Raw genomic sequence first — 21110 nt, 5'->3', positions numbered from 1 at the left:
CCCGCACAATATTAAATCATTCGCAGAAGAACAGTGAAAAGGTAAGGTGGAGCGAGCTATGCCACCGAAAATGACCTTGGACGCTGTTCTTTTTGTTTTACGATTTGCGGACATGATGGGACTTTCGAACACGAGGAATGGTTGTAGCAGGTTGTTTGCGAATCCAGCGGATATAAGGAGCGATGCGCTCATCTTGCCTTAGTGCCTGTATTCCAGTTAAACCTAAGGTCATAATATCACGATTGGTATATAGGGAATGAATTTGTTTGTGGCAAGGGATACAAAGATCGGCAGTAGGCATGTGCGTTCCGCCCATTTCTTTTGGTGTCAGGTGATGGACGGTTGTCTCGACAGGCTCCCTTCCACATAATTCGCATCGTTGGTTCACATACGTCAGCTCCTTTTCTCTTACATATTATGGTCTGTCCATTCGTCTTTCATGTGAATGGGTTGTTGGAGAGTACTTGTCATGACCTGGCTTTCGGGCTACACTTTTTAAGATGAACAAATGACCCAGGGAGGTTCTATCGCCATTGAAAATAAATTCACATTCAACGGATATGACGACTTCGAAATTTATCCGTAAAGCTATACAAGTACCGGATGCGCAGGCGAAAGTTGCTGCTCATGTCAGTTCGGGTTCAATAGAAAAGGTAACACTTGAGCAAGCACATGGTCGAACGCTTGCTGAGACAATTCATGCTCCCCATCCTTACCCATTCTTTCGTCGTTCCGGAATGGATGGATTTGCGATTCTAAGTTCGGATACGATTGAAGCATCCAGCGAGCAGCAGATTTGGTTCCGTATCATTGATGAAATTCCATGCGGGTATATATCGGATCTTACGATTACATCGGGTACAGCTGCTCGGATCATGACAGGAGCTCAGGTACCGGAAGGTGCAGATGCTGTTGTTATGATGGAGGTGACTGAAAGTAAAGAAGAGCATGGGGAACAATGGATTGGCCTGAAGCGCCATATTCAGCCGGAAGCCAACATTACGCCGATTGGATTGGAGGTGCATGAGGGGCAATTGCTGCTTGAAGCAGGAACGATTATTCAGGCAGGTGAACAATCCGTGCTGGCGACATTCGGCGTAGGTCAAGTGCCTGTATACAAACGCCCCAAGGTAGCCATTTTTGCAACAGGTACAGAGTTGTTGGAAGTGGACGAGCCGCTGCAACCCGGGCGTATTCGGAACAGTAACAGCTATATGCTTCGTTCTCTGGTCGTTGAAGCGGGGGGCGAGCCGGTTATGTATGGTTCGATTGCTGATGACGTAGATACTGCACGTACGAAGCTTGGTGAGGCGCTTGAACATAATGATATGGTGGTCACAACAGGTGGGGTATCGGTTGGGGATTATGATATAATGGGGGATTTGGTTCGGGAAGGGAATATGGAGATGCTGTTTAATAAAGTGACCATGCGTCCCGGCAGTGTTACGACGGCTGCTGTGATTAATGACAAGCTGCTCTTTGCGCTTTCGGGCAATCCGGGAGCTTGTTTTGTTGGCTTTGAGTTATTTGTTCGGCCAACGATCCGTATGATGCAGGCCGATGCTCATCCATATTTGGAAGAATGGACAGCCATTTTGGATGATGACTATACAAAGGTGAACAATTTTACGCGATTTGTACGCGGACGGACTGAGATACGTAACGGAATGGTGTATGCTAAACCTTCTGCCGCGCGTGTGGATGAATCCAGTGTCATGATTACCATTAAAGACAGCGATTGCCTGATCGTTGTTCCGCCCGAGAAAAAAGGCATTCCTGCTGGTGAACAGGTTCGAATTCTCAGACTTCCTACGGGTCATGTCAGGTAGGTCATACATGGCTGAAACAAGCATCACTTCACCACATATCATGCAGATTGTTGGATATAAAAACACAGGCAAAAGCACTTTAATTGCTGCGCTTACCAGGTCCCTTACCTTTGCTGGACGAAAAGTGGCTGTAATTAAACATGATGGACATGATCATTTTGAGATGGATCACGAAGGAACCGATTCCTACAGCTTTGCTCAGGCAGGGGCTGATGCAGTCGTTGTTTTGTCAGAGAAACGTACCGCACTCATTGAAAGACAAGCAACGTCGTTGGAAGACATGATAAACTATCTGTCAAGGTATGACTGGATTCTAATTGAGGGATACAAACAAGCTCCTTACCCCAAATTGGTCATGGTCCGTGAAGAGAAAGATCTCTCTCTAATGGAGACGTTACAGGATGCAGTCGGGATTGTTTCATGGCTGACGGATGACAAGAGGGAATGTGTGGAGAAAAGTGGGGATCTCGTTTGGCATTCTGTTCATGAGGCAGAGGATATAGCAAGATGGCTGGTTTCGCTTGAATGTCATGAAGAGAAAAGAAGATTATGACGAAATAATTATTATGTAAACTGAATGGCATGAAATGTAAGGAAAAGAGTATGTTTTCATTAATTTTGTGAATGAATTAAAATGGAAAAAGCGATCCTTGCAGGACATTTTCCTGAAAGAATCGCTTTTTTAAGTTACCATGTAATGGATCTAATGAATCGGCATGCTGAGCAGCATAAATAGGCTACATCCCATCATCTGTGCGACGTTCAATGGCTTCAGACATCGTTTTATCCGTGAGGTGCGCGTAAATTTCGGTTGTTTCCGTAGAAGCGTGTCCAAGCTGTTCCTTCGTTTTATAGATATCATTTTGCAAATAATAGTCTGTGGCAAAAGAATGGCGCAATTTATGAACAGTCAGATACGGCTTGCCGAATTGTTTGGCGTACTTCATGATCATAGCCTGTATGGCCCGTTTGGTCATCCGACTTCCTTCTGAATCTCCATTGCGAAGAGCGATAAACAGCCCTTTTTCCCGTTTGGGTGTACGGTAACGTGATTGGCGCAGATTGATATAAGTTGCGAGTTCATCCTTGGCTTGTTCTCTAAAATACACGGGCGTCTTAAAAGTCTCATCATTATTACCTTTGCGATATACATACAGCAGCTTATTGTTGAGATCCAGATCATCCACGTTCAGGTTCACCACTTCAGATACACGCAAACCCGAATTCAGAATGAGACTGGCGATACAGGCATCTCGTTCTTTGTTTAGCTCATGTGAGTAAATTGCCTGTTTGTTCTTTTCCATATCTACGGCATATCCTTCAAGGATGTATCCGATAAATTCCAGTAACTCTTCTTCCTCCAGAAGTTTACCCTTTAGTTTGGCTGCTGTATCTTTGGGTTTATGGGTGCGTTTGATCTCAATCTTCGCCATAATGTTTCGTTTCAGCAGGGGGTAGAAATCTTCATCTTCTGCAATCTGACTCAAATAATGAAAGAGCGAACGAAGGGAAGAAAGCTTGCGGGATACCGTGATTCTGGAGTTGGCTCCTTCACGCTTGGTGGCCAGAAATAATCGATAAGATGTTACTGATTCCATTCGAAGGACTTCCAGCTCAGTCAATGTAACTTCCTTATTGGAGCTTGCCTCGGATAATCCTTCCGCACGCAACCAGCCAAAGAAAGCTTCGTAATCCCTTAAATATTCAAGCAGCGTAGAAGGAGATAAGTCGGGTAATTTATAGTCAATGAATTGCTGAACGAACCACGGCATGGAAGGCAGTTTGTCATCCAGCTTGCGTCGGTCGATCTCTTTTTGCACATTGGTCAAGTTCGGCACCCCCATGTTAAAATAATTTCTAAAATATGCTATATCCTAGTTTACCATATTTAGATCGTCACAGCCTGATCACGGAACCGGAATAATCCAATTCATGCTTCCTTGCCCTTGGCGGTGTAAAGCTTTAAAGTATGAGTTATAAGTAGAGCAGAGGAGGTGAACCGGATGAATATAAAAATAGAGCTGGTTCCCCGGGAACGCAGTCAGGTGATTCGGCACTTAATGCAATTTTATCTGTATGATTTTACTAAATATTTGAATATTGATGTGGATAGTAACGGTATTTTCCCGGAGTATCCCGGATTGGACGCTTTTTGGTCAGAGGAAGACCGCAAGTTTCCTTTTTTGATTACAAGTGATGAGGCACCAGCAGGGTTTGCATTAGTAGAGCGTTGTGAACCTGGCAGCAAAGATAATGACTACTACTTGACCGAGTTTTTTGTAATGCAGAAATACCGGCGTAGTGGAGTGGGTACCCGGGCCGCTTATGAGCTGTTTGAACGTTTTCCTGGAAGGTGGAAAGTAACCCAGGTGCGGAACAATGTCATTGCTCAGGCATTCTGGCGAAAAATCATTGGAGAATACACGGGAGGCCGCTTTCGTGAGAAATTTCATCCTGAACTGGGGAACCCGAGTCAGTTCTTCGTAACCTGATTTAACGGATGTACCGAGTTGGAGGAAATAAAGTAGGACAACAAGTGGGTGTAATACCCAACATAAGGGTAATACATACCGAAAACTATTTTGTACTATATGAACTTTCATTATCTGTAACCAAATTCACAAGGCTTGGAGGAAATGATCCATGGAACTGCGTAATTACGGAAACACTGGCATGAAAGTAAGTACACTTGGGTTTGGTGGAGCGGAGATCGGAAAGGACGTATCCAAAGCAGATGTAGAAATATTGCTAAACAGTGCGTTGGATGCAGGGTTAAACGTCATTGACACGGCTGAATGTTATGGGGATAGTGAAGAGTTAATTGGAGATGTGCTATCACATCGCAGAGATGATTATTATTTGTTTACCAAATGTGGACATGCCGCCGGGATCGATGGCCCGGATTGGGACGCCAAAGTACTAGAGCAAACGATTGACCGTAGCCTTAGAAGACTAAAAACGGAATACGTGGATGTCATCCACCTTCATAGTTGCTCTGAAGAAGTACTTCGGCAAGGAGCGGTTATAGAAGTGCTGCAGCGAGCCAAGGAAGCTGGGAAAACAAGGTTTATTGGATATAGCGGCGATACAACGGATGCCCTTTATGCCATTCAGACAGGTGTGTTCGACAGCTTGGAAACCTCGCTGAACATTGCAGATCAGGAAGCTATCGAACTGACGTTGCCTGAGGCAAGAAAGAGAAATATGGGTGTTATCGCCAAACGTCCCATTGCCAATGCGGCATGGACGTATGACTCGCTTTCAGAAGAAGCGTATCCCTATGTATACTGGAAACGCTTAACTGAACTTGGTTATGGTTTTCTGGGTGAAGATGCACAAACAGCCGTTGAAACGGCTTTACGTTTTACGCTCAGTACAGAAGGGGTAGACACGGCAATTGTGGGTACAGCTAAACCTAACCGTTGGCAGCAAAATGCAGATCTCGTCGCCAAAGGAGCTCTGAGTAAGGAGTTATATGACGAGATTAGAGAACGTTGGAAAGAAATAGCGGGAGCTGACTGGATTGGACGAACTTGATTCTATCAGCTATAAAAATAGCATGATAATTACAAAGTCGCCTTAAAGGCGGCTTTTTTTATTGGCAACAACCTTATATTTTCACTATATGAAAAATTCACAATAACAAAAGCGTACTTGCTATGTCCACAGGGAGGGGGTGCTTCCGCCAGATTTTTACCCAAGAATTAAGGGAGAATTTAAACGTATAGCTACAAATGTTAACTCACGGCAGCTTGCCTTCGCACACTATATTATTATTTCAATATATGAAAAATTCACAATAGTAAGATTAATTTACGCTCCCCAGTTCATACCTGCATCCCTACTACACCATCCCACCAACTCGTTATAACGAACTGCCTTATCCTCGGCTTCATGTCAACACTGATTTGGAATTAATAGTGCAAGATTTAGAGGTTAAATGAGATGGCCGAAATAAAATGTAAAACCAATCTACGGATAAGCAGAAAGAAATCCCTATGCGGGGCTGTGCGCCCCGCGTAGGGATTTGGTAGGGTCATATGCTTAGAGCGATGTATAGTCACGAATAATGACATCTATGACACGCTTTCCCCAATTCGAGGTTTCCGATCCTTGTTCATTCCAATCGTAGGAGATGAGTGCTTTCCACAAAGCCCAACCACGGGCACGATCAACCGTATCTTGGTCAACATTCATGCAGTTTAAGAATATATTACGACTTACATCATCAAAAAAGTTCCATGCCATTACAAGATCACTTGAAGGATCGCCCACGCCCATAGTTCCAAAATCAATGACTCCGCATAGTCGTCCATCTTGCACGAGCAGATTGCCTACTGCAACATCACCATGGAGCCATAACGGGGACGCCTGATAATTCGTTGCCAGCGCAAGCTCCCATATTTCAGTGATGAGCTTTGAATCGTATTGGCCGGATACCTTTTCAATGACGGTCCTTGTATCTGTATCGTAGACCGATAAGTTTCCGCCGCGATGAAAATTTTGAATGCCTGCGGGTATACCGTAACTAGCATCAATGGCTTGGAGTTCCCTTAGAAATGTAGCGAGGTCTTCGGCAAATACGCTGAGATCGAGTACGTTAGTATGCGAGACGGTCTCGCCTGCGATCCATTGGTTGATTGACCAGGGAAGGGGATATTCGTCCGAGGGCTCACCTTTGGCAATGGGAGCTGGAATGGGCAAGGACAGTTGAGGTTGGAAAACTGGAAGCCACTTCAGTTCTTTTTCTACAGCAGAGGCGTAACGTTCGTGACTCGGTAAACGAATCGTCATTTCGTCTCCCAATCGATAGGTGCGGTTATCGTGCCCGCTTTTTTCTACAGGTGTTATCGTTAAACCCTTCCACTTCGGAAATTGACTATCGACTAATTGACGAACCAGTTCATTCGTAATTTCAATCATGTTCTCGCCTCATTTTCTATTAAATGGGTGGCTTTAAACGCTAGTACATAAATTTTAACAATTTGTCTTGATCTTATCAAAGGGAGAAAATCGTCCAAAACAAAATGAGGAAGTTCGACCCTGTGAGGCCGCTAAAATAGCGGTTTTTTAGTGGCTAGAAGCCTTGTTGGTGAGGGCGAAATCACAGGTTTTTATCCCTTGACATAAAATGTCATTATAAAGATAATAATTGTAACTTTGGAAGAGGGAGGAGAAATCAACACCAAGCTCAGGTTTGATTTGAATGGTATGTAAGCGTAATAATTTCGGTTGTACCCTCACACAATGATCACTTTAAAGGAGTGTAGTCATGTACGATAAAATCGTAGATATTTTGTGCGCTATCAAAGAAGACCAACCGGAACTACGCCAATCCCTGTCCCCAGCAACGGATCTGAATAACGATATTGGTCTCGATTCTCTGCAAATGATCCAGTTTATGCTCAAAGTCGAGGATCAATTGAACGTAATTATTGACTATGACGAATTCGATTATGAACATCTTCAGTCGATCGACACATTTATAACCTTTCTGAAAAGCTGCCAGTCGCAAGAGCAATTATTGTACGAAGATGTCCAGAATTGAGGCCGCGGTGATTCCAAGAATTGTTATGGGCACGTTTGACCCTGAAACGCGATGGAGGGATCCGGACTTAGCCAAGTTACCTGCTATGCCTGACAAGGACAGGGAATCCATTGTCTTATGTATGGACGAGCTGTTGTTTCCATTTTGCGGGCCAGACGATATCCTCTACACCCGCTGCAAAATCGATCAAAAGCTGTACGAATATCTAAACGGGTTAGGTTTTTCCTTTCGCAGCCGTTATCACTTTGATTTGAACGATGAGAAGAGGACCCTGCCCGAACCGGACATTTTCAAGCAGTGCATGTTCAGTCTTGCTTCAGACAATCAACAGCGTGAAGAGATCTTGACCCACAACGAAAAACAGCTCTCTCCTTATGCCATTACGGCTGATACGGAGGAGTACCTGCGTGCCGAAGGATCGTTGGGTTCTTTGCCCGACCTTGAGACGGTTAAACGTGTAAATTCCAAATTCTACTCTAACCGACTGGTGAACAGAATCGGAGAGAAGTGTTATGGCACGGAAGTGAACAGTGTAGTAGAAGTGCAGGCTGTCGGAAATACGCTGCTGAAGCGAGGGGCGTATTTGCTGAAAGATCCATTCGGTGTTTCCGGCAAGGGCAATATGCTCATTGAAAATGAAGCCATGCAGCGAAGGATAGCAGAGCATCTGGACAAGCAGGAGAGAAGAGGATTGCGCTCGCAATTCCTGCTGGAACCACTGCTGAGAAAAGAGATTGATTTCAGCTCACACTGGTTCATTCGTAAGAGCGGGGAGAGAGATTTCATTTCCGTTCAGCGAATGATAAATCAGCAGCAGAATTACGGCGGTTCTATTAGAGCAGATGAGACTTTGCTTCTTCTGCTGGAGAGCGCGGGTTATTTTGATACGATGGAAAAGGCACTTCGGGTATTATTCGAGGATGGATACCATGGCTTCGTGTGCTTCGACTCCATGATTCTGGAGGATGGCGATATCGTACCCATTGTTGAGATTAACGCCCGCAAGTCCATGGGTCTTATTAATGCTTATCTCGATAAAGGCTGGAAAACGTACGGCCATAGCGGCCTTCTTACCTTCCTCTCTCTCGGTCTACCTGAAGGCTTCACGTTCGGAAAGTTGCTCGACGCCTTGCATGTATCCGGTCTTCTATTCAAAGGGCAAGGTGAGTACGGAATTATGCCTATTTCATCTAACACCGTAATGGTGAATGATATTCTGACCTCACGGCGTATAGCCGAGGGAATCCAGAGTCATCGTGGTATGCCGAAGGGACGATTGTATATCTCGGTGGTGGGCCGTGATGACGAACATCGCAATGAACTGATCGTAAGTCTGAGACAGGTACTCGCTGACTTGTCTATTAAAGTGTACAACTAATTCTGGAATGCGGAGGCTGCGCATGAATTCATCTTCGGTTACCCTGCTTGCGTCGGGCAATTCGCTTGGTGCATACATTCCGGCTATGCATCTGAACACTTACCTGCAAGATAGAGGTGTTCGAACGGACGTTTACGTTCTGGAGAACCTGTATCATGAAGGAATCAGAGGCAAGATTAATTCCACCAAAAAAGCATTTCATGCCGATTTCTCTGTTGCCCTTATGGGGCATAAACTGGCCAAGCCTGTAGACTCTTCCCTGAACGAAGCGGAAGTCCAGTTGCTGTTGGATGGATGGATACGTGATGGGGTATCTCATTTTGCTGTGTTTACCGGTTTTTGGCTCCCGGTCCTGGAGAGGTACAAAGCCATTGCACCTTCGTCTCTGGATATTCAACTGATTCGTTTGGATGTGTGCGATACGCCCTCGTTTAAAGTACACAGGTCCTTGTATCCGGACTACGATAATGTCTGGCTTTACGAGCCTTCAAGGTTGTATCCAGATTATTATATTGCCTCCAATGAAAAGGAAGTCCTGCCTTATGCACAGCGAGACGGACGCATTCTGGTCCATGGCGGCGGCTGGGGCATAGGAACGTACGCGTCAACGATTGCAGAGCTTCGTCAATGTAATTACTTGCTGGATGTGATCGTCTATGATCCTTCCGAGGTCGAGGAAGACGATGGTAGCACACGTTACTTCGGAACTGAGGCTTCATGGAACCCGTGGAGTCGGGATGCCCAAGGGCGGCATTCGTTTCCGCCAATGAACCAATATGTACGTGAAGATGGGATTCTTCGGGCAATTCCGCTCCGTGATTACTCTGCTTACACGCATCTGATGCGCAATTGTGCTGCCATTATCAGCAAGCCAGGAGGAGCGACGCTTAACGATTCGTTGTCCTGCGGAATACCTTTTGTCATGTTAGAGCCGTTTGGCGACCATGAGCTTCAGAATTCAAACTATTGGGAATCCTGTGGTTTCGGTATTCGATTCGCGGAATGGAAAGCCCTGGATTACTCGGAACAACATCTCGAAGAAATGTACGGACGTTTGCTGGAGCAGCGATCAAAAATCAATCATTTGGGGAGGAAAACGCATGCAGCCGAAAACAGCAGTTACGTTTGATAAGCTGACATTCCAAAATATGAAAAGAACCCTCGTTCCGCTCGCCGAAACGGGAAGGAAACGCCGGGAGGACCCGACATATGCCGCACCCGTGCCTTATGAGATCGGAATCAAGCTTAATAACGGCTGTAACCTTCGCTGCAAACATTGCTTTGAATGGAATCCAGATGGCTTCCATCACGGCTTTGCCAGTGAAGTGAAAAGAGACGAAATCGAGATTCCCGTCGTGGAGAAACTGCTCGCCGAAACGAGAGAACGCAAATCACGTGTGTTCCTGTGGGGCGGAGAACCGCTATTCTACTCCAAGTTCGATGAACTGGCAGAACTGCTGGCTAAGGAAGACCGGCATACAACCATTTGTACAAACGCAATTCTCATTGAACAAAAGCTGGATTCCATTTTGAAAATGTCTAAGAATTTAGTCATGCTGGTCAGCCTGGAAGGATTCGAGAAGGAGAATGACGCGATTCGGGGCAAAGGCACGTTCAAAAAAGTGATTCACGCCATACAGCTGCTGTTGGATCTGCAAAAGCAGGGCTTGTACAAAGGCAAAGTGTCCGTAGCTCTGACCGTAAATGACCAGATGGTTGATCAGTTGTATAGCTTGATGGAATTCTTTGAAGAGTTGGGTGTTGATTCCGTGTACTTCTGCTTTCCATGGTACATCCCTTCCGATACGGCGGAAAAAATGGACACCTACTTTGATGCGCACTTTCCGCACCTGGCCTCCCGCTTTGCGAGCGACCACAAGAACAGCTGGCACTCTTTCACGTTTCACATCTCACCGGATCGTTACGACACATTAATCGAGGAATTTAAACGAGTTAATTCACGAGTGTGGAATGTACGTATCCGCTATCAGCCTGCGCTGGAGCCCGAAGAGGTAGAAGATTTTATTCGGGGTAGCGAAAAGCCGGCCATGAATCGGACCAAGTGTTTTTCGATCTCCAATCGGATGGACGTGATGCCAGACGGTAAGGTCAATCCATGCAAATTTTTTCCGGAATTCAGTGTCGGTAATTTATATGAAGAAAGTGTGACCGATATTTTCCACGGTGAGGATCTGCGAAAACAACGCGAGGTTCTGGCCTGCGGCCTGACACCGATTTGCTCCAAATGCGTGCTTTTGTATAACAACGGAGTTTAATCGCTTTAACTTTAAGCCGCCAATATGGAAAAACATGCAATCATTCAGGAGGAGCGGGGATGGACTTTATCCGTGTACGAGAACTGCACAAATCGTTCGTATATTACCGGAAAGAAGCAGGACTCAAACATTCACTGAAAAACCTGTTTGCTCGCAAATCACTTGTGAAGGAAGCGGTTAAATCCGTTTCCTTTGATATCGGCCCCGGAGAGTGCGTTGGATTTCTGGGACCGAACGGAGCAGGTAAAACCACAACGCTCAAAATGTTGTCGGGCATTCTATATCCGACAAGCGGAGAAGCCGACGTACTGGGATATGTGCCTTGGGAGCGAAAGAACGAGTTCAAACGGCTGTTCTCCATTGTAATGGGTCAGAAAAATCAACTTTGGTGGGACCTTCCCGCCAGCGATTCGATTTATTTGAACAAATGTATATATGACGTCGAGGATGATGTCTATCGTCGAATTCTTGCCGAACTGTCAGAGATGCTTGATGTGCAAGATCTGCTGGATGTACAGGTTCGCAGACTGTCCTTGGGTGAACGTATGAAAATGGAGCTAATCGCTGCTCTGATCCACCGACCGAAGCTGCTGTATCTCGACGAGCCGACGATCGGCCTGGATTTCCCCTCTCAGAAGAGGGTGCGGGAATTTCTGAAATACTATAATGAGCAGTTTGGCGCCACGATCCTGCTAACGAGCCACTACATGAAGGACGTGGAGGACCTGTGCAAGCGAACAATTATCATTAATGAAGGAACTCTTCTGTATGACGGAGATCTTCATAAGATTAACGATCTGTTTGGCGAGCACAAAATTGTAAAGCTGCAGTTCTCGGAGCCGGTTGCCGAGCAGCGGCTGGCCAAATTCGGAAAAATAATCAGCGCAGACGACTACAGTGTTGTTCTGGAGCTGCCCAAGCACCGACTAAAAGAAGTGTCACGTGCTATGCTCGATTCGTTTCCGATTGTTGACTGGACGATTGAGGACGTGCCGATCGAGGAGAGTATCTCCATGCTCTACCAAAAGGAATCCGTCGGATGAGTGGACGCAGATTGTATACGGCTGTATTTTCGATGGGTGTGCAGCAATCGATGGAATACCGATTTCACTTCTTTCTCGGTCTTCTCGGCTCCGCGTTTCCGATTCTTGTTCAGTATTTTATATGGACAGCGGTGTACCAGCACTCCGGGGAAACGGCATTATTCTCGTATTCATATCATCAGATCATTTTGTATACGATCTTGGCGGGTTTGGTCTCCAAGCTGATCGCTACCCAGTTCGAGCACCAGATTGTCGATGATATCAAGAACGGCGGTCTCAATAAGTATTTGATCAAACCGGTCAGCTACTTCGGATATCGGCTGGTATCCTTTTTCGGACAGAAGGCGATCTATTACGGTGTTACAGCGGTGCTTCTTGTCGGGATTATCTGGATCTCATCTGCGGGTGGTGTGCTTGAGTTCCAGGTCATACGGCTGATCTTGTTCGTCGTTACGTTGTCGGGGGCGCTTTTGCTCAATTTCTTGATCTCCTACTGTATCTGTGCAAGTGCTTTTTATCTAAATGAAATCTCTTATTTTTTCGTTATTACGAGTCTGCTTGTGAATATTCTGAGCGGAGGTATGTTCCCATTAGAGATTTTCGGGGATTCGATCGTGGAGGCACTTCAGTACACGCCGTTTCCATATACCATTTATTTTCCAGTCAATGTGCTCAGCGGCAAAACGGAGGTGGCGGCGATGTATCAAGGATTGCTCATCCAGTTCGGCTGGATACTCCTGTTCTTCTGGCTATCCCGTCTAACGTGGCGCATATCCATGAAGAAATATTCAGCGGTTGGGGGGTAGCGTAGATCCCATATGTTTAGAGCCATGAGAAAATACGCACATTTGTATGGCATGTTCATTAAAAATTGTCTCATTGCCCAGATGGAGTTTCGAGGCAATTTCATGATGAGCCTGCTCGTGGAATCCGTCTACCTGCTCGCCAAACTGTTATATGTACTCGTTGTGTTCCGTACCGATCTTCACGTCGATGGCATACCACCGGAAGGGCTGCTTCTATTTATAGGCATGCACACCGTGGTGACAGGCATGTATGTCGGGCTGTTTTTTACCAATTTTACGAAAATTCCGGAATATATTAAGGACGGCTCGCTTGATCTAATGCTAACGAAGCCGGTTTCTCTTCAATTTATGGCTTCTTTGCGTTATGTCGATCTGGCGCTGCCAATCCCCGATATTTTAGTTGGTTTCGTCATGATTGGCATTGGCTGGCATGCGATGGACATCCCCCTGACGTTTCTCCAGCTAGTCGGGTTTATGCTGCTGTTATTCGTCTCCGTTATCATCACATACTGTCTAATGATTATCCCTGCATTGCTGTCATTTCGGTTCGTTCAGACGGGCTCTGCATCGGAGATCGCTCATTCCGCTTGGGACGCCAACAATTTTCCAATGGCGATATACCCAACTTGGGTCCGGCGGATCGGTACCTTTGTCATTCCGCTGTTCCTGATTACCAACTTCGGGCCGATGTTCCTGCTAGGACAGCTCAGCTGGCTCTATACAGGACTGGCGCTGGTCGCTTCGCTGATACTCTTTACAGTTATACGATTGCTCTGGAAACAGGCTGTGAAGGGATATAGCAGTGCAAGCAGTTAAGGGGGAGAAAAATGAATGCTGTTCAGCTGCCCGTGTTAAATCCGCCGCTTAAAGGATTTCTGCGGTGGGCTTACACACTTTCGATTACCAGTGCACATGAGGAAACGATACCTTGGTATTACAGCAATTTCATTCAGTTGTCCTGCAAGAAAACCTTTCTGGAGGATGGCAGACAGTTTTATATCGATTTTTTTCGGGGCCAACCCAACGAACTGAATTTCAATAATCCATTTCTACTCACATGCTCTGTGAATTACACAATTCTGGAGCATTTGGCGCTGGACGCCTGGCCTCAATTTTTCGCAGATCAGATTCGCAGCGGCTATTATTGTGTCGTGTTTTTGGACGAAGCGAAGCTGCCACCAGCGGCGGCCTATCAGCAGGAACCGTTTCCGCATCATCTTTTTCTGTACGGTTTCGATTGGGACAAACGCATTTTTGATGCTTCCATGTTCGACCATACGGGAGTTTACAGCAATGTACAGATTCCGTTCACGGAGTTCCTGGATGCTATCCATTCCATGAGACATCTGCTCAGAGAGGGACTCACCGCGGATCATCACACTTATTTTTACAAATATGAGCCGCATTCTCCTTATCCTTTCGATAGAATCGTAGCGCTCGACCAACTGCAAGATTACCTGAACGGAGAGACTCATCTGAATCGTATTAATTACAATCCTGACGACGAACAGGCTTTTGGAATTAACGTCTACGACTATTTGCAAATGTACTATGATGCGGTAGAGAGCAACGATCCTCGTCTCGGTGACCGTAACGATGTGAGGCATCTTCATGTGCTCTGGGAGCACAAAAAAATGATGAGTGAACGGATTGCCTACTTGATCGAGGAGGGGATGATCCCTTACGACGAAGAACTTGTGAACGGTTATCAGGATATAACAACGAGGGCAATGAAGCTAAGGGATCAATACATCCGTCATGAAATTCGTGAAGACAAGGCCGTGTTTGCGAAGATAAAACTCCGGTTGGAACAATTCCGCAAGGAAGAGCCGGTTCTGCTGCAAAGACTGATTTCATGGCTGGAAAAGTAAATAAAGAAGGCCATTCCTCTGGGAGGAACAGCCTTCTTTATTGATATTCATAGGTTATACGTTAGCCCTATTATAATTCTTTATCACTTATTCAAATTTGAAATCATCATCCGTCAGAGGTTCTACATTCAGAGTACGAATATACCCGTTGCCTTTTTTAGAGAAAAAGTCATGCTGTTTGGTATGTGTACTGATTCCATTTAATACAATCGGGTTGACTTCCTCGTCTTCAAATAATGGCTCAAACCCGAGGTTCATCATCGCTTTGTTAGCGTTATAACGAAGGAATGCTTCGACTTCTTCGGTCAAATGAACAGGGGTATATAATTCCTCCGTATATTTCAACTCATTTTGATGAAGAAGCTGTACTAGATCAACCAAACCTTGATACACATCGTTTCGCTGCGTTTCATCAAAGCTCGCGTATATTTCCTGGGCCAGCACGCCCACATATACTCCGTGAATACTTTCATCCCGCAGAATCAGATCAATGATCTCACCACTGCACGTGAGTTTGCCTTGTCCGGCCAAATAGAGTGGATAGAAAAATCCGCTGTAAAACAAATAACTTTCCAAAAGAACAGAGGCAGCCATTGCCATATACAGATCTTTTGAAGTTTCAATGTTCATGTAATACTGACGTATAACCGTCGCTTTGGTTTGCAGATATGGATTTTCTTCCACCCATTTAAATACACTGTCAATTTCTTCGGTTGATGCCAATGTGGTGAAAATACTGCTGTATGATTTCGCATGAATTTGTTCCATCATCGCCATAAAACTAAGTACGGCTTTGCGTTGCAGTCCATCGACATGCTCCATAATCTGCGGCATACCTACACCGCCCTGGATCGTATCCAGAAGGGTTAAGCCTCCCAAAACTTTCATATAAGCGTCTTTTTCTACATCACTGAGCATGCCCCAGGTCATTTTATCATCGGATAAAGGAATCTCGTCATCGGTCCAAAATTGCATAATATTCTGATTCCAGAACATCAGGGTGAAATCATCATCCGCCCGATTCCAGTTCACAGCTTGAATTGCCGGCATGGTATATCAAACTCCAATCGTAATACCCTAAAGGGAAATTTGTTTATATTGAACAAGCAATGCATTCTTCCATCGTCAGCTTGTTGGTTCTTGTGTAATACAAAGATTTCAACCCTTTATGAGCAGCATACAGATAGCAGCGAGCCAACTCTCGCGTGGTTACATCACTGTTTACATGCAGAATGGTTGAGATGCCTTGGTCCACATGCGGCTGAATCTCCGCAATCAAATCAATCACCTTGAATTGATCCATTTGATACGCTGATTTGTAATAGAAGACGTTATCCTTTTGCAAATAGGGCATTGGATAATACGTGGTTGAATTGGCATAGGTCCGTGTCTCAATCTGTTCTACGATCGGCATGACACTGGATGTTGCGTTTTGGATATAAGAGATGCTGGCCGTTGGAGCAATAGCCATGCGATAGGCATGGTAGAGACCATTTTTCATCACTTTAGACTTAAGCTGGTTCCAATCCTCGGGAGACGGAACAGCAATGCCGGTAAACAATTCTTGTACTTTCGATGTGGTGGGACGGTAATCCGTAGTCACATAACGATCAAAATATACGCCAGTCGCATAATCCGACTGCTCAAATCCATAGAACCGTTGACCCGTTTGAACTGCAAACTCCATACTTTTCTCCAGAGAATGATAATTCATGGTCATAAAGAAGGTACGTACAAAATCCTTGGCCTCCGAGCTTTCATAAGCAATCCTGTTTTTGGCTAAGTAACCGTGCAGGTTCATGGCTCCCAAGCCAACGGAATGCATCTCGGAATTGGCTTTTGCCACACCGGGAGCATTGGCAACATGCGTCATGTCGCTGACGGAGGTCAGTGCAATCATGCCCTCATGCACGGATTCCTTGATCTTGCCACTCTCCATAACATTAACAATATTGAGGGAGGCCAGGTTGCAGCTGATATCTTTGCGGATAATATCCGGTTGACCATAGTCTGTAATTTCAGAAGTCTCCTGGAGCTGGAAGATCTCTGTGCAGAGGTTGGACATTTTGACTTGTCCTACGTTTTTCAAGGCATGTGCTTGATTGGCATTGGTTTTATTAATGATGTAGGGATAGCCGGATTCAAGTTGAGTCATCGCTATTTTGGTCAGCATATCCCGTGCGCTGAGCGATTTTTTCTTCTTCACCCGGTCGTCAGCCAGCAAGGTATCATACATTACGTCCAGATCCATATCATCCAAATGTGTTCCATACGCCTTATAAACACTATAAGGTGCGAAGAGATACAGAGGCTCATTATCTTGAGCCAGCTTATAGAAACGATTAGGAACAATAAGTCCGATAGAGAGAGTTTTCAGCCGGATTTTCTCATCCGCATTGATTTTTTTGCTATCCAGCAGTTCCATAACGTCCCAACCGAAAATATTATAGTATGCTGCACCAGAACCTTTACGTTGACCCATCTGATCGGCGTAGGAGAAGCCGTCTTCCATCAGCTTGAGAACAGGCGTGATGCCTTTAGCAGCACCTTCAACTCCTTTAATGACTTCACCACGAGCACGCAACTTCGACAGATTGACAGCAATGCCACCACCGATTTTGGATAACTGCATACACGTGTTTAGGACATAGTTTATGGAGTTCAGTGAATCATCCATTTCAAGCAGGAAGCAAGAAACCAGTTCACCGCGCCGACTTTTTCCCGCATTCAGGAAAGTGGGGGTTGCCGGTTGAAGACGCTGCTCCATCATCGAACGGGACAGCAAACAAGCCGTATCAAAGTGTCCACGACCCAGATGAAGTGCAGCGGCGGCTATCCGATCTGCATATTGCTCAAGGTATGTTTTGCGGTCATATGTTCTCAACGCATAATCAGTATAGAATTTGGACGCTGCCATATAGGAAGGAAAGGTATACTGATAGCCACGCGTAATTTCAAATACGGTTCTAACTTCGTCAGCTGTATAGGAAGCATAGAAATCCTCGTAATAATCATGATCAATCATGAATTTGACCTGATCATCAATGTTGTTAAATGCCATACTTTTATCTTTAATTTCTTTCATAAACTCCTCTACAGCCTCTTTATCCTTATGTAACTGGAAGAAGCCATCAGAGTCGCGCTTTAGCAGCATGTTATTTAATTCAATATGACGCAATGCGGCTCACCTCCTGTTTAAAATACTCCACGTCTTTCTTGGAACCCGATAATTCAAATTTACTAATAACCGGGACGTTATAAGATGCAGAGATCAAATCTGCACTTTTGGCAAAACGCTCACCCCAGTTACGGTTACCGCTGGCGGCCACGCCAATCAGGTATTCAGAGTTTTTTTGTAAAAAAGAAGACACCTTATCAGGTATCTGTCCAAAACCTGTTGTATATGTCACAAGTACGTACGGTTCATCAATCTTCATTTGATTTTGAATCTGTACTGCTGGCAGTTGAAGCTTGGAAATAAACCTCTTAACATTCCCGGTTATAGAATCATACACAATTAGCACGATCATTATCCTCCTTGACAAATGAACGGTGATCAGAAACAAACACTATATATAGATTATATTTTTAATTTTATATCAATATATAGCTTTGTCAATTGCATATCGGTATCGACTTTGTGAAAAAACCTCATGAATGGGCTCTATTACTAGGCTTAAAAAATTTGTGGCTTAGTAGATATCCATATTCGAATGCACGATATTTGGTGCATGAGAGAATTATGATTGACAGCCGTCAGCGGAAAGAAATCAACCTGAACTTCATCGTTCATACATTGTCTACAATTCAGAGATAGATTATCAAAAGGCATGGCTCTATGGAGTCATGCCTTTTGAGTACGTTGAAGGTATGCTGATTACATCAAGTTCACTCACTGGCTTGAGGCTTTATGAAGAGAAACTAAGAAAATGATCTAATATCGCAAAGATTTGGAGGTAAGACATGAGCGGGATCCTGCAGCAAAATAGAATATTGATTGTAGATGATGATAAACGGGTCCGTGGACTTCTTCGAAAGTATTTGGAGAAAGAACAATTTATCGTTGAGGAGGCTTCGCTGGGCTGGCAAGCCTTAAGCAAGCTTCATCATGACTCGTATGCCATGATCATTCTGGATTGGATTCTCCCCGACATTAAGGGGATTGAAATATGCCAATATCTACGGACCAACTTAAGCATACCCGTCATGTTTCTGACAGCCAAGTCAGAAGAGGGAAATCGGCTTGAAGCTTTCAAAGCCGGGGCGGATGACTTTGTTATGAAACCGTTCAGTCCGAGGGAAGTTGTGCTTCGCATCAAAACCATGATGGCTCGTTATAACGGATTAATCAAACCTGCGTCAAAAGACCATTCAGCAAGCGAGGTGTTGATCTCCTCTATTTTAATCAATCCTACTTCCCGAAGAGTCACAGTAGAAGACGAGGAGATTCATATGACTCCCAAAGAATTTGATTTGCTTTATCATCTGGCGACACACGCGGAAATCGCATTCTCCAGGCAGGATTTGCTGAGAATTGTTTGGAAAGTGGAGCATGAGGAAGATCTGGATTATCGAACCGTAGATACCCATGTAAAACGGTTGCGGGACAAACTCTCCGAACATGTGCCGAATCGGGAAGATCTGATTCAAACCCTGTGGGGGTTCGGTTATATTCTTCGTCTGCCTCACTGATGCTTATCTTGAAGTTCAGGAGGGGAACATGTCTTATAAACAAATCAAGTGGATGATCTTGCTGATTCCCACCTTAACCGTTGCTCTCTGGGAATATGTACGACATCGGTTTCTACTCCCTTATATATCAATGGATTTGGGCAACTGGCTAACACCTGTCATTGTGTATGTAGTGAGTATAACGTTGTTAACTCGGTTGTTTCTTATCCTGGAACGAATTCAAAAAGAGCTGGAGCATGAGCGTGAAGCCAAAGCCGCATTTGAATCTCGGGAAAAGATGGCCAAGGAACTTCATGATGGAATCGCCCAATCCCTTTTTTTATTATCGGTGAAAGTAGGGCGTTTGGAGGAACAAGCCAAGCAGGATCAACAGCTGGACGATGTGTATTCGATTAAAAAAACAGTTCATGAAGTCAATCGTTATGTACGCCAGGCCATTGCCGATTTACGTTATGATCCTAACGTTGACAACACCTTCACTATGAACGAATCGATCACACTACTTGGTCAAGTTCGAAGAATTGTCAAAGATATCCCCGTCCGAATCGAACTGGATTGGAACATCCCGGATGATACATTTACGGACAAAGAGAAAGTAGAACTGCTCGCTTGTATTCGGGAAGCCCTCTTTAATATTCAAAAGCATGCATCAGCTTCCCAAGGATGGATTCAGGGAAACGGGTACAAGAATTGCTGGAATATCACGATTCGAGATAATGGAAAAGGATTTGAGATGAACCCCTTTGAACGAAAGGATCGATATGGACTGAAAATTATGAGAGAGCGGATGAATGAACTGAACTTTAACATGCAATTCCGAAGGGAGCAGCAGCTTACTGTTGTCGAATTTTCAAAGGATGGTGAGATGTTATGAGCCATACTCGCGTACTTGTTGTAGACGACCACGCTCATGCGAGAGAAGCCATATGTGAAATTTTATCCATGGATCCCGGCTTCGAAGTGATTGGCGTCGTATCGGACGGTCAACAGGCGATTGACTATACAGAACAATGGCTTCCCGACTTAATCCTCATGGACATTCAGATGCCCATTATGAACGGTCTCGAAGCAACACAGCGGATCAAATTAGCCTTTCCTTATGTGAAAATTGTCATGATTACCGTCTCGGATGATGTACTCCACCTCCTGGAAGCGTTGAAGCGGGGAGCTCAGGGTTACTTGCTCAAAAATCTGGAACCGTCCATGTGGCTGGCATATCTTCATTCCATTGTTACAGAAGAAGCTCCATTGAGCCGCGAGGTGGCTTACCAAATCCTGAAGGATGTCTCACTCACGGAGAAAAAAGAACCTGACGTTCCACTAACGACAAGGGAAAAGGATATTCTGTATGGCGTGGCTGCAGGTTGGACGAACAAAGAAATCGCTGTGAATTATACGATTTCAGAATATACGGTCAAGAATCATTTGAAAAACATTTTGCAAAAGCTGCAGGTTCAAAATCGTGTTCAACTGACACGTTACGCATTGGAGCAAGGGCTTATTACAGACCACAATCGTCTGTAGTAAGCTTTTTTTACTAGATCGGAGCGTTCTTTCGGTTTCTATGTATAAGTGGATGTCACTTTCTCTGCTTTTCACCACCATGACCTCACAAATTGGACACAAAACGTCCAGCTCTATAGCCAGATTGAGCTATATGGTAAAAA

General features: G+C 44.9%; 21 protein-coding genes. 15 read left to right on the top strand and 6 right to left on the bottom strand.

Annotated elements, in window-relative coordinates; translation table 11 throughout:
- Positions 1-97: 97 nt before the first annotated feature.
- Complete coding sequence (locus tag BMY78_RS14370) at positions 98-388, bottom strand: HNH endonuclease (RefSeq protein ID WP_090899771.1); 291 nt, start codon at positions 386-388, stop codon at positions 98-100.
- 172 nt (positions 389-560) lie between these two features.
- Here BMY78_RS14370 and glp point away from each other — a divergent pair, with 172 nt between their 5' ends.
- Positions 561-1829: a molybdopterin molybdotransferase MoeA gene (gene glp / locus BMY78_RS14365; protein WP_090902458.1), complete on the top strand. Its 1269-nt coding sequence runs from the start codon at positions 561-563 to the stop codon at positions 1827-1829.
- 7 nt (positions 1830-1836) lie between these two features.
- Positions 1837-2382, top strand: coding sequence for a molybdopterin-guanine dinucleotide biosynthesis protein B (gene mobB, locus BMY78_RS14360; RefSeq protein WP_177185740.1), 546 nt, complete (start codon positions 1837-1839; stop codon positions 2380-2382).
- A gap of 184 nt (positions 2383-2566) precedes the next feature.
- Here the strand turns inward: mobB and xerS are convergent, their stop codons facing one another.
- Positions 2567-3673 carry a tyrosine recombinase XerS gene (xerS, locus tag BMY78_RS14355; protein WP_090899765.1) on the bottom strand — a complete coding sequence of 369 codons (1107 nt, stop codon included), beginning with the start codon at positions 3671-3673 and terminating at the stop codon, positions 2567-2569.
- 159 nt (positions 3674-3832) lie between these two features.
- Here xerS and BMY78_RS14350 point away from each other — a divergent pair, with 159 nt between their 5' ends.
- Together BMY78_RS14350 and BMY78_RS14345 are read left to right on the top strand one after the other, a co-directional pair.
- Positions 3833-4321 carry a GNAT family N-acetyltransferase gene (locus BMY78_RS14350; protein WP_076289151.1) on the top strand — a complete coding sequence of 163 codons (489 nt, stop codon included), beginning with the start codon at positions 3833-3835 and terminating at the stop codon, positions 4319-4321.
- 151 nt (positions 4322-4472) lie between these two features.
- Entirely contained in the window at positions 4473-5366 is an 894-nt protein-coding gene (locus tag BMY78_RS14345; RefSeq protein ID WP_090899762.1) for an aldo/keto reductase, read from the top strand.
- A 507-nt stretch (positions 5367-5873) separates the two neighbouring features.
- On the opposite strand, the gene BMY78_RS14340 is transcribed toward BMY78_RS14345, so the two are convergent.
- Positions 5874-6752, bottom strand: a complete 879-nt coding sequence (locus tag BMY78_RS14340; protein ID WP_090899759.1) for an aminoglycoside phosphotransferase family protein — start codon at positions 6750-6752, stop codon at positions 5874-5876.
- Positions 6753-7101: 349 nt separating this feature from the next.
- Between BMY78_RS14340 and BMY78_RS14335 the strand changes: the two genes are divergently transcribed.
- The 8 genes from BMY78_RS14335 to BMY78_RS14300 all read left to right on the top strand — a co-directional run bounded on the left by BMY78_RS14335 (position 7102) and on the right by BMY78_RS14300 (position 14751).
- Positions 7102-7377 carry an acyl carrier protein gene (locus BMY78_RS14335; protein WP_090899757.1) on the top strand — a complete coding sequence of 92 codons (276 nt, stop codon included), beginning with the start codon at positions 7102-7104 and terminating at the stop codon, positions 7375-7377.
- Between the two features lie 7 nt (positions 7378-7384).
- Positions 7385-8755, top strand: coding sequence for a hypothetical protein (locus BMY78_RS14330; RefSeq protein ID WP_256222116.1), 1371 nt, complete (start codon positions 7385-7387; stop codon positions 8753-8755).
- 22 nt (positions 8756-8777) lie between these two features.
- A complete protein-coding gene (locus tag BMY78_RS14325) occupies positions 8778-9884 on the top strand; it encodes a glycosyltransferase family protein (RefSeq protein WP_090899752.1) in 1107 nt (368 codons plus the stop codon).
- On the top strand, positions 9856-11031 hold the full coding sequence (locus tag BMY78_RS14320) for a radical SAM protein (protein ID WP_090899750.1): 1176 nt from the start codon (positions 9856-9858) through the stop codon (positions 11029-11031). Before BMY78_RS14325 ends, BMY78_RS14320 begins: the two co-directional genes overlap by 29 nt.
- A gap of 59 nt (positions 11032-11090) precedes the next feature.
- Positions 11091-12074, top strand: a complete 984-nt coding sequence (locus BMY78_RS14315) for an ABC transporter ATP-binding protein (protein ID WP_090899747.1) — start codon at positions 11091-11093, stop codon at positions 12072-12074.
- Positions 12071-12880 carry an ABC transporter permease gene (locus BMY78_RS14310; RefSeq protein ID WP_090899744.1) on the top strand — a complete coding sequence of 270 codons (810 nt, stop codon included), beginning with the start codon at positions 12071-12073 and terminating at the stop codon, positions 12878-12880. Before BMY78_RS14315 ends, BMY78_RS14310 begins: the two co-directional genes overlap by 4 nt.
- Before the next feature lie 102 nt (positions 12881-12982).
- Positions 12983-13696 (top strand): ABC transporter permease, encoded by a 714-nt coding sequence (locus BMY78_RS14305; RefSeq protein WP_256222115.1) that lies wholly within the window; start codon positions 12983-12985, stop codon positions 13694-13696.
- An 11-nt stretch (positions 13697-13707) separates the two neighbouring features.
- Positions 13708-14751: a hypothetical protein gene (locus BMY78_RS14300; RefSeq protein WP_090899737.1), complete on the top strand. Its 1044-nt coding sequence runs from the start codon at positions 13708-13710 to the stop codon at positions 14749-14751.
- 87 nt (positions 14752-14838) lie between these two features.
- Here the strand turns inward: BMY78_RS14300 and nrdF are convergent, their stop codons facing one another.
- From nrdF to nrdI, 3 genes are read right to left on the bottom strand one after another with little or no spacing between them, the layout of a single operon-like run.
- Entirely contained in the window at positions 14839-15801 is a 963-nt protein-coding gene (gene nrdF, locus BMY78_RS14295; protein WP_090899734.1) for a class 1b ribonucleoside-diphosphate reductase subunit beta, read from the bottom strand.
- A 43-nt stretch (positions 15802-15844) separates the two neighbouring features.
- A complete protein-coding gene (gene nrdE, locus BMY78_RS14290; protein WP_090899731.1) occupies positions 15845-17929 on the bottom strand; it encodes a class 1b ribonucleoside-diphosphate reductase subunit alpha in 2085 nt (694 codons plus the stop codon).
- Positions 17916-18275 (bottom strand): class Ib ribonucleoside-diphosphate reductase assembly flavoprotein NrdI, encoded by a 360-nt coding sequence (nrdI, locus tag BMY78_RS14285; protein WP_090902455.1) that lies wholly within the window; start codon positions 18273-18275, stop codon positions 17916-17918. Before nrdI ends, nrdE begins: the two co-directional genes overlap by 14 nt.
- Before the next feature lie 439 nt (positions 18276-18714).
- Between nrdI and BMY78_RS14280 the strand changes: the two genes are divergently transcribed.
- Genes BMY78_RS14280 through BMY78_RS14270 form a run of 3 tightly spaced genes read left to right on the top strand, consistent with a single transcriptional unit; the run spans position 18715 to position 20967 of the window.
- Positions 18715-19443, top strand: coding sequence for a response regulator transcription factor (locus BMY78_RS14280; RefSeq protein WP_090899728.1), 729 nt, complete (start codon positions 18715-18717; stop codon positions 19441-19443).
- A 28-nt stretch (positions 19444-19471) separates the two neighbouring features.
- The gene (locus BMY78_RS14275) at positions 19472-20317 is read left to right on the top strand and encodes a sensor histidine kinase (protein WP_090899725.1); all 846 of its coding nucleotides are present in this window, start codon (positions 19472-19474) and stop codon (positions 20315-20317) included.
- Positions 20314-20967 (top strand): response regulator, encoded by a 654-nt coding sequence (locus BMY78_RS14270; RefSeq protein WP_090899722.1) that lies wholly within the window; start codon positions 20314-20316, stop codon positions 20965-20967. The genes BMY78_RS14275 and BMY78_RS14270 overlap by 4 nt, the downstream gene beginning before the upstream one ends.
- The last annotated feature ends 143 nt before the right edge of the window (positions 20968-21110 follow it).

The sequence above is a fragment of the Paenibacillus sp. OK076 genome (genome assembly GCF_900110055.1).
In the GTDB taxonomy this organism is placed as follows: Bacteria; Bacillota; Bacilli; order Paenibacillales; family Paenibacillaceae; genus Paenibacillus.
This window is presented reverse-complemented; position numbering and strand designations above follow the sequence as displayed.

Coding starts and splice junctions, on each gene's coding strand:
- BMY78_RS14300 (WP_090899737.1), top strand. CDS start 13,708: ATGAATGCTGTTCAGCTGCCCGTGTTAAATCCGCCGCTTAAAGGATTT.
- BMY78_RS14345 (WP_090899762.1), top strand. CDS start 4,473: ATGGAACTGCGTAATTACGGAAACACTGGCATGAAAGTAAGTACACTT.
- BMY78_RS14335 (WP_090899757.1), top strand. CDS start 7,102: ATGTACGATAAAATCGTAGATATTTTGTGCGCTATCAAAGAAGACCAA.
- BMY78_RS14270 (WP_090899722.1), top strand. CDS start 20,314: ATGAGCCATACTCGCGTACTTGTTGTAGACGACCACGCTCATGCGAGA.
- glp (WP_090902458.1), top strand. CDS start 561: ATGACGACTTCGAAATTTATCCGTAAAGCTATACAAGTACCGGATGCG.
- BMY78_RS14310 (WP_090899744.1), top strand. CDS start 12,071: ATGAGTGGACGCAGATTGTATACGGCTGTATTTTCGATGGGTGTGCAG.
- mobB (WP_177185740.1), top strand. CDS start 1,837: ATGGCTGAAACAAGCATCACTTCACCACATATCATGCAGATTGTTGGA.
- BMY78_RS14320 (WP_090899750.1), top strand. CDS start 9,856: ATGCAGCCGAAAACAGCAGTTACGTTTGATAAGCTGACATTCCAAAAT.
- BMY78_RS14275 (WP_090899725.1), top strand. CDS start 19,472: ATGTCTTATAAACAAATCAAGTGGATGATCTTGCTGATTCCCACCTTA.
- BMY78_RS14325 (WP_090899752.1), top strand. CDS start 8,778: ATGAATTCATCTTCGGTTACCCTGCTTGCGTCGGGCAATTCGCTTGGT.
- BMY78_RS14315 (WP_090899747.1), top strand. CDS start 11,091: ATGGACTTTATCCGTGTACGAGAACTGCACAAATCGTTCGTATATTAC.
- nrdF (WP_090899734.1), bottom strand. CDS start 15,801: ATGCCGGCAATTCAAGCTGTGAACTGGAATCGGGCGGATGATGATTTC.
- BMY78_RS14350 (WP_076289151.1), top strand. CDS start 3,833: ATGAATATAAAAATAGAGCTGGTTCCCCGGGAACGCAGTCAGGTGATT.
- BMY78_RS14305 (WP_256222115.1), top strand. CDS start 12,983: ATGATGAGCCTGCTCGTGGAATCCGTCTACCTGCTCGCCAAACTGTTA.
- BMY78_RS14280 (WP_090899728.1), top strand. CDS start 18,715: ATGAGCGGGATCCTGCAGCAAAATAGAATATTGATTGTAGATGATGAT.
- BMY78_RS14340 (WP_090899759.1), bottom strand. CDS start 6,752: ATGATTGAAATTACGAATGAACTGGTTCGTCAATTAGTCGATAGTCAA.
- xerS (WP_090899765.1), bottom strand. CDS start 3,673: ATGGGGGTGCCGAACTTGACCAATGTGCAAAAAGAGATCGACCGACGC.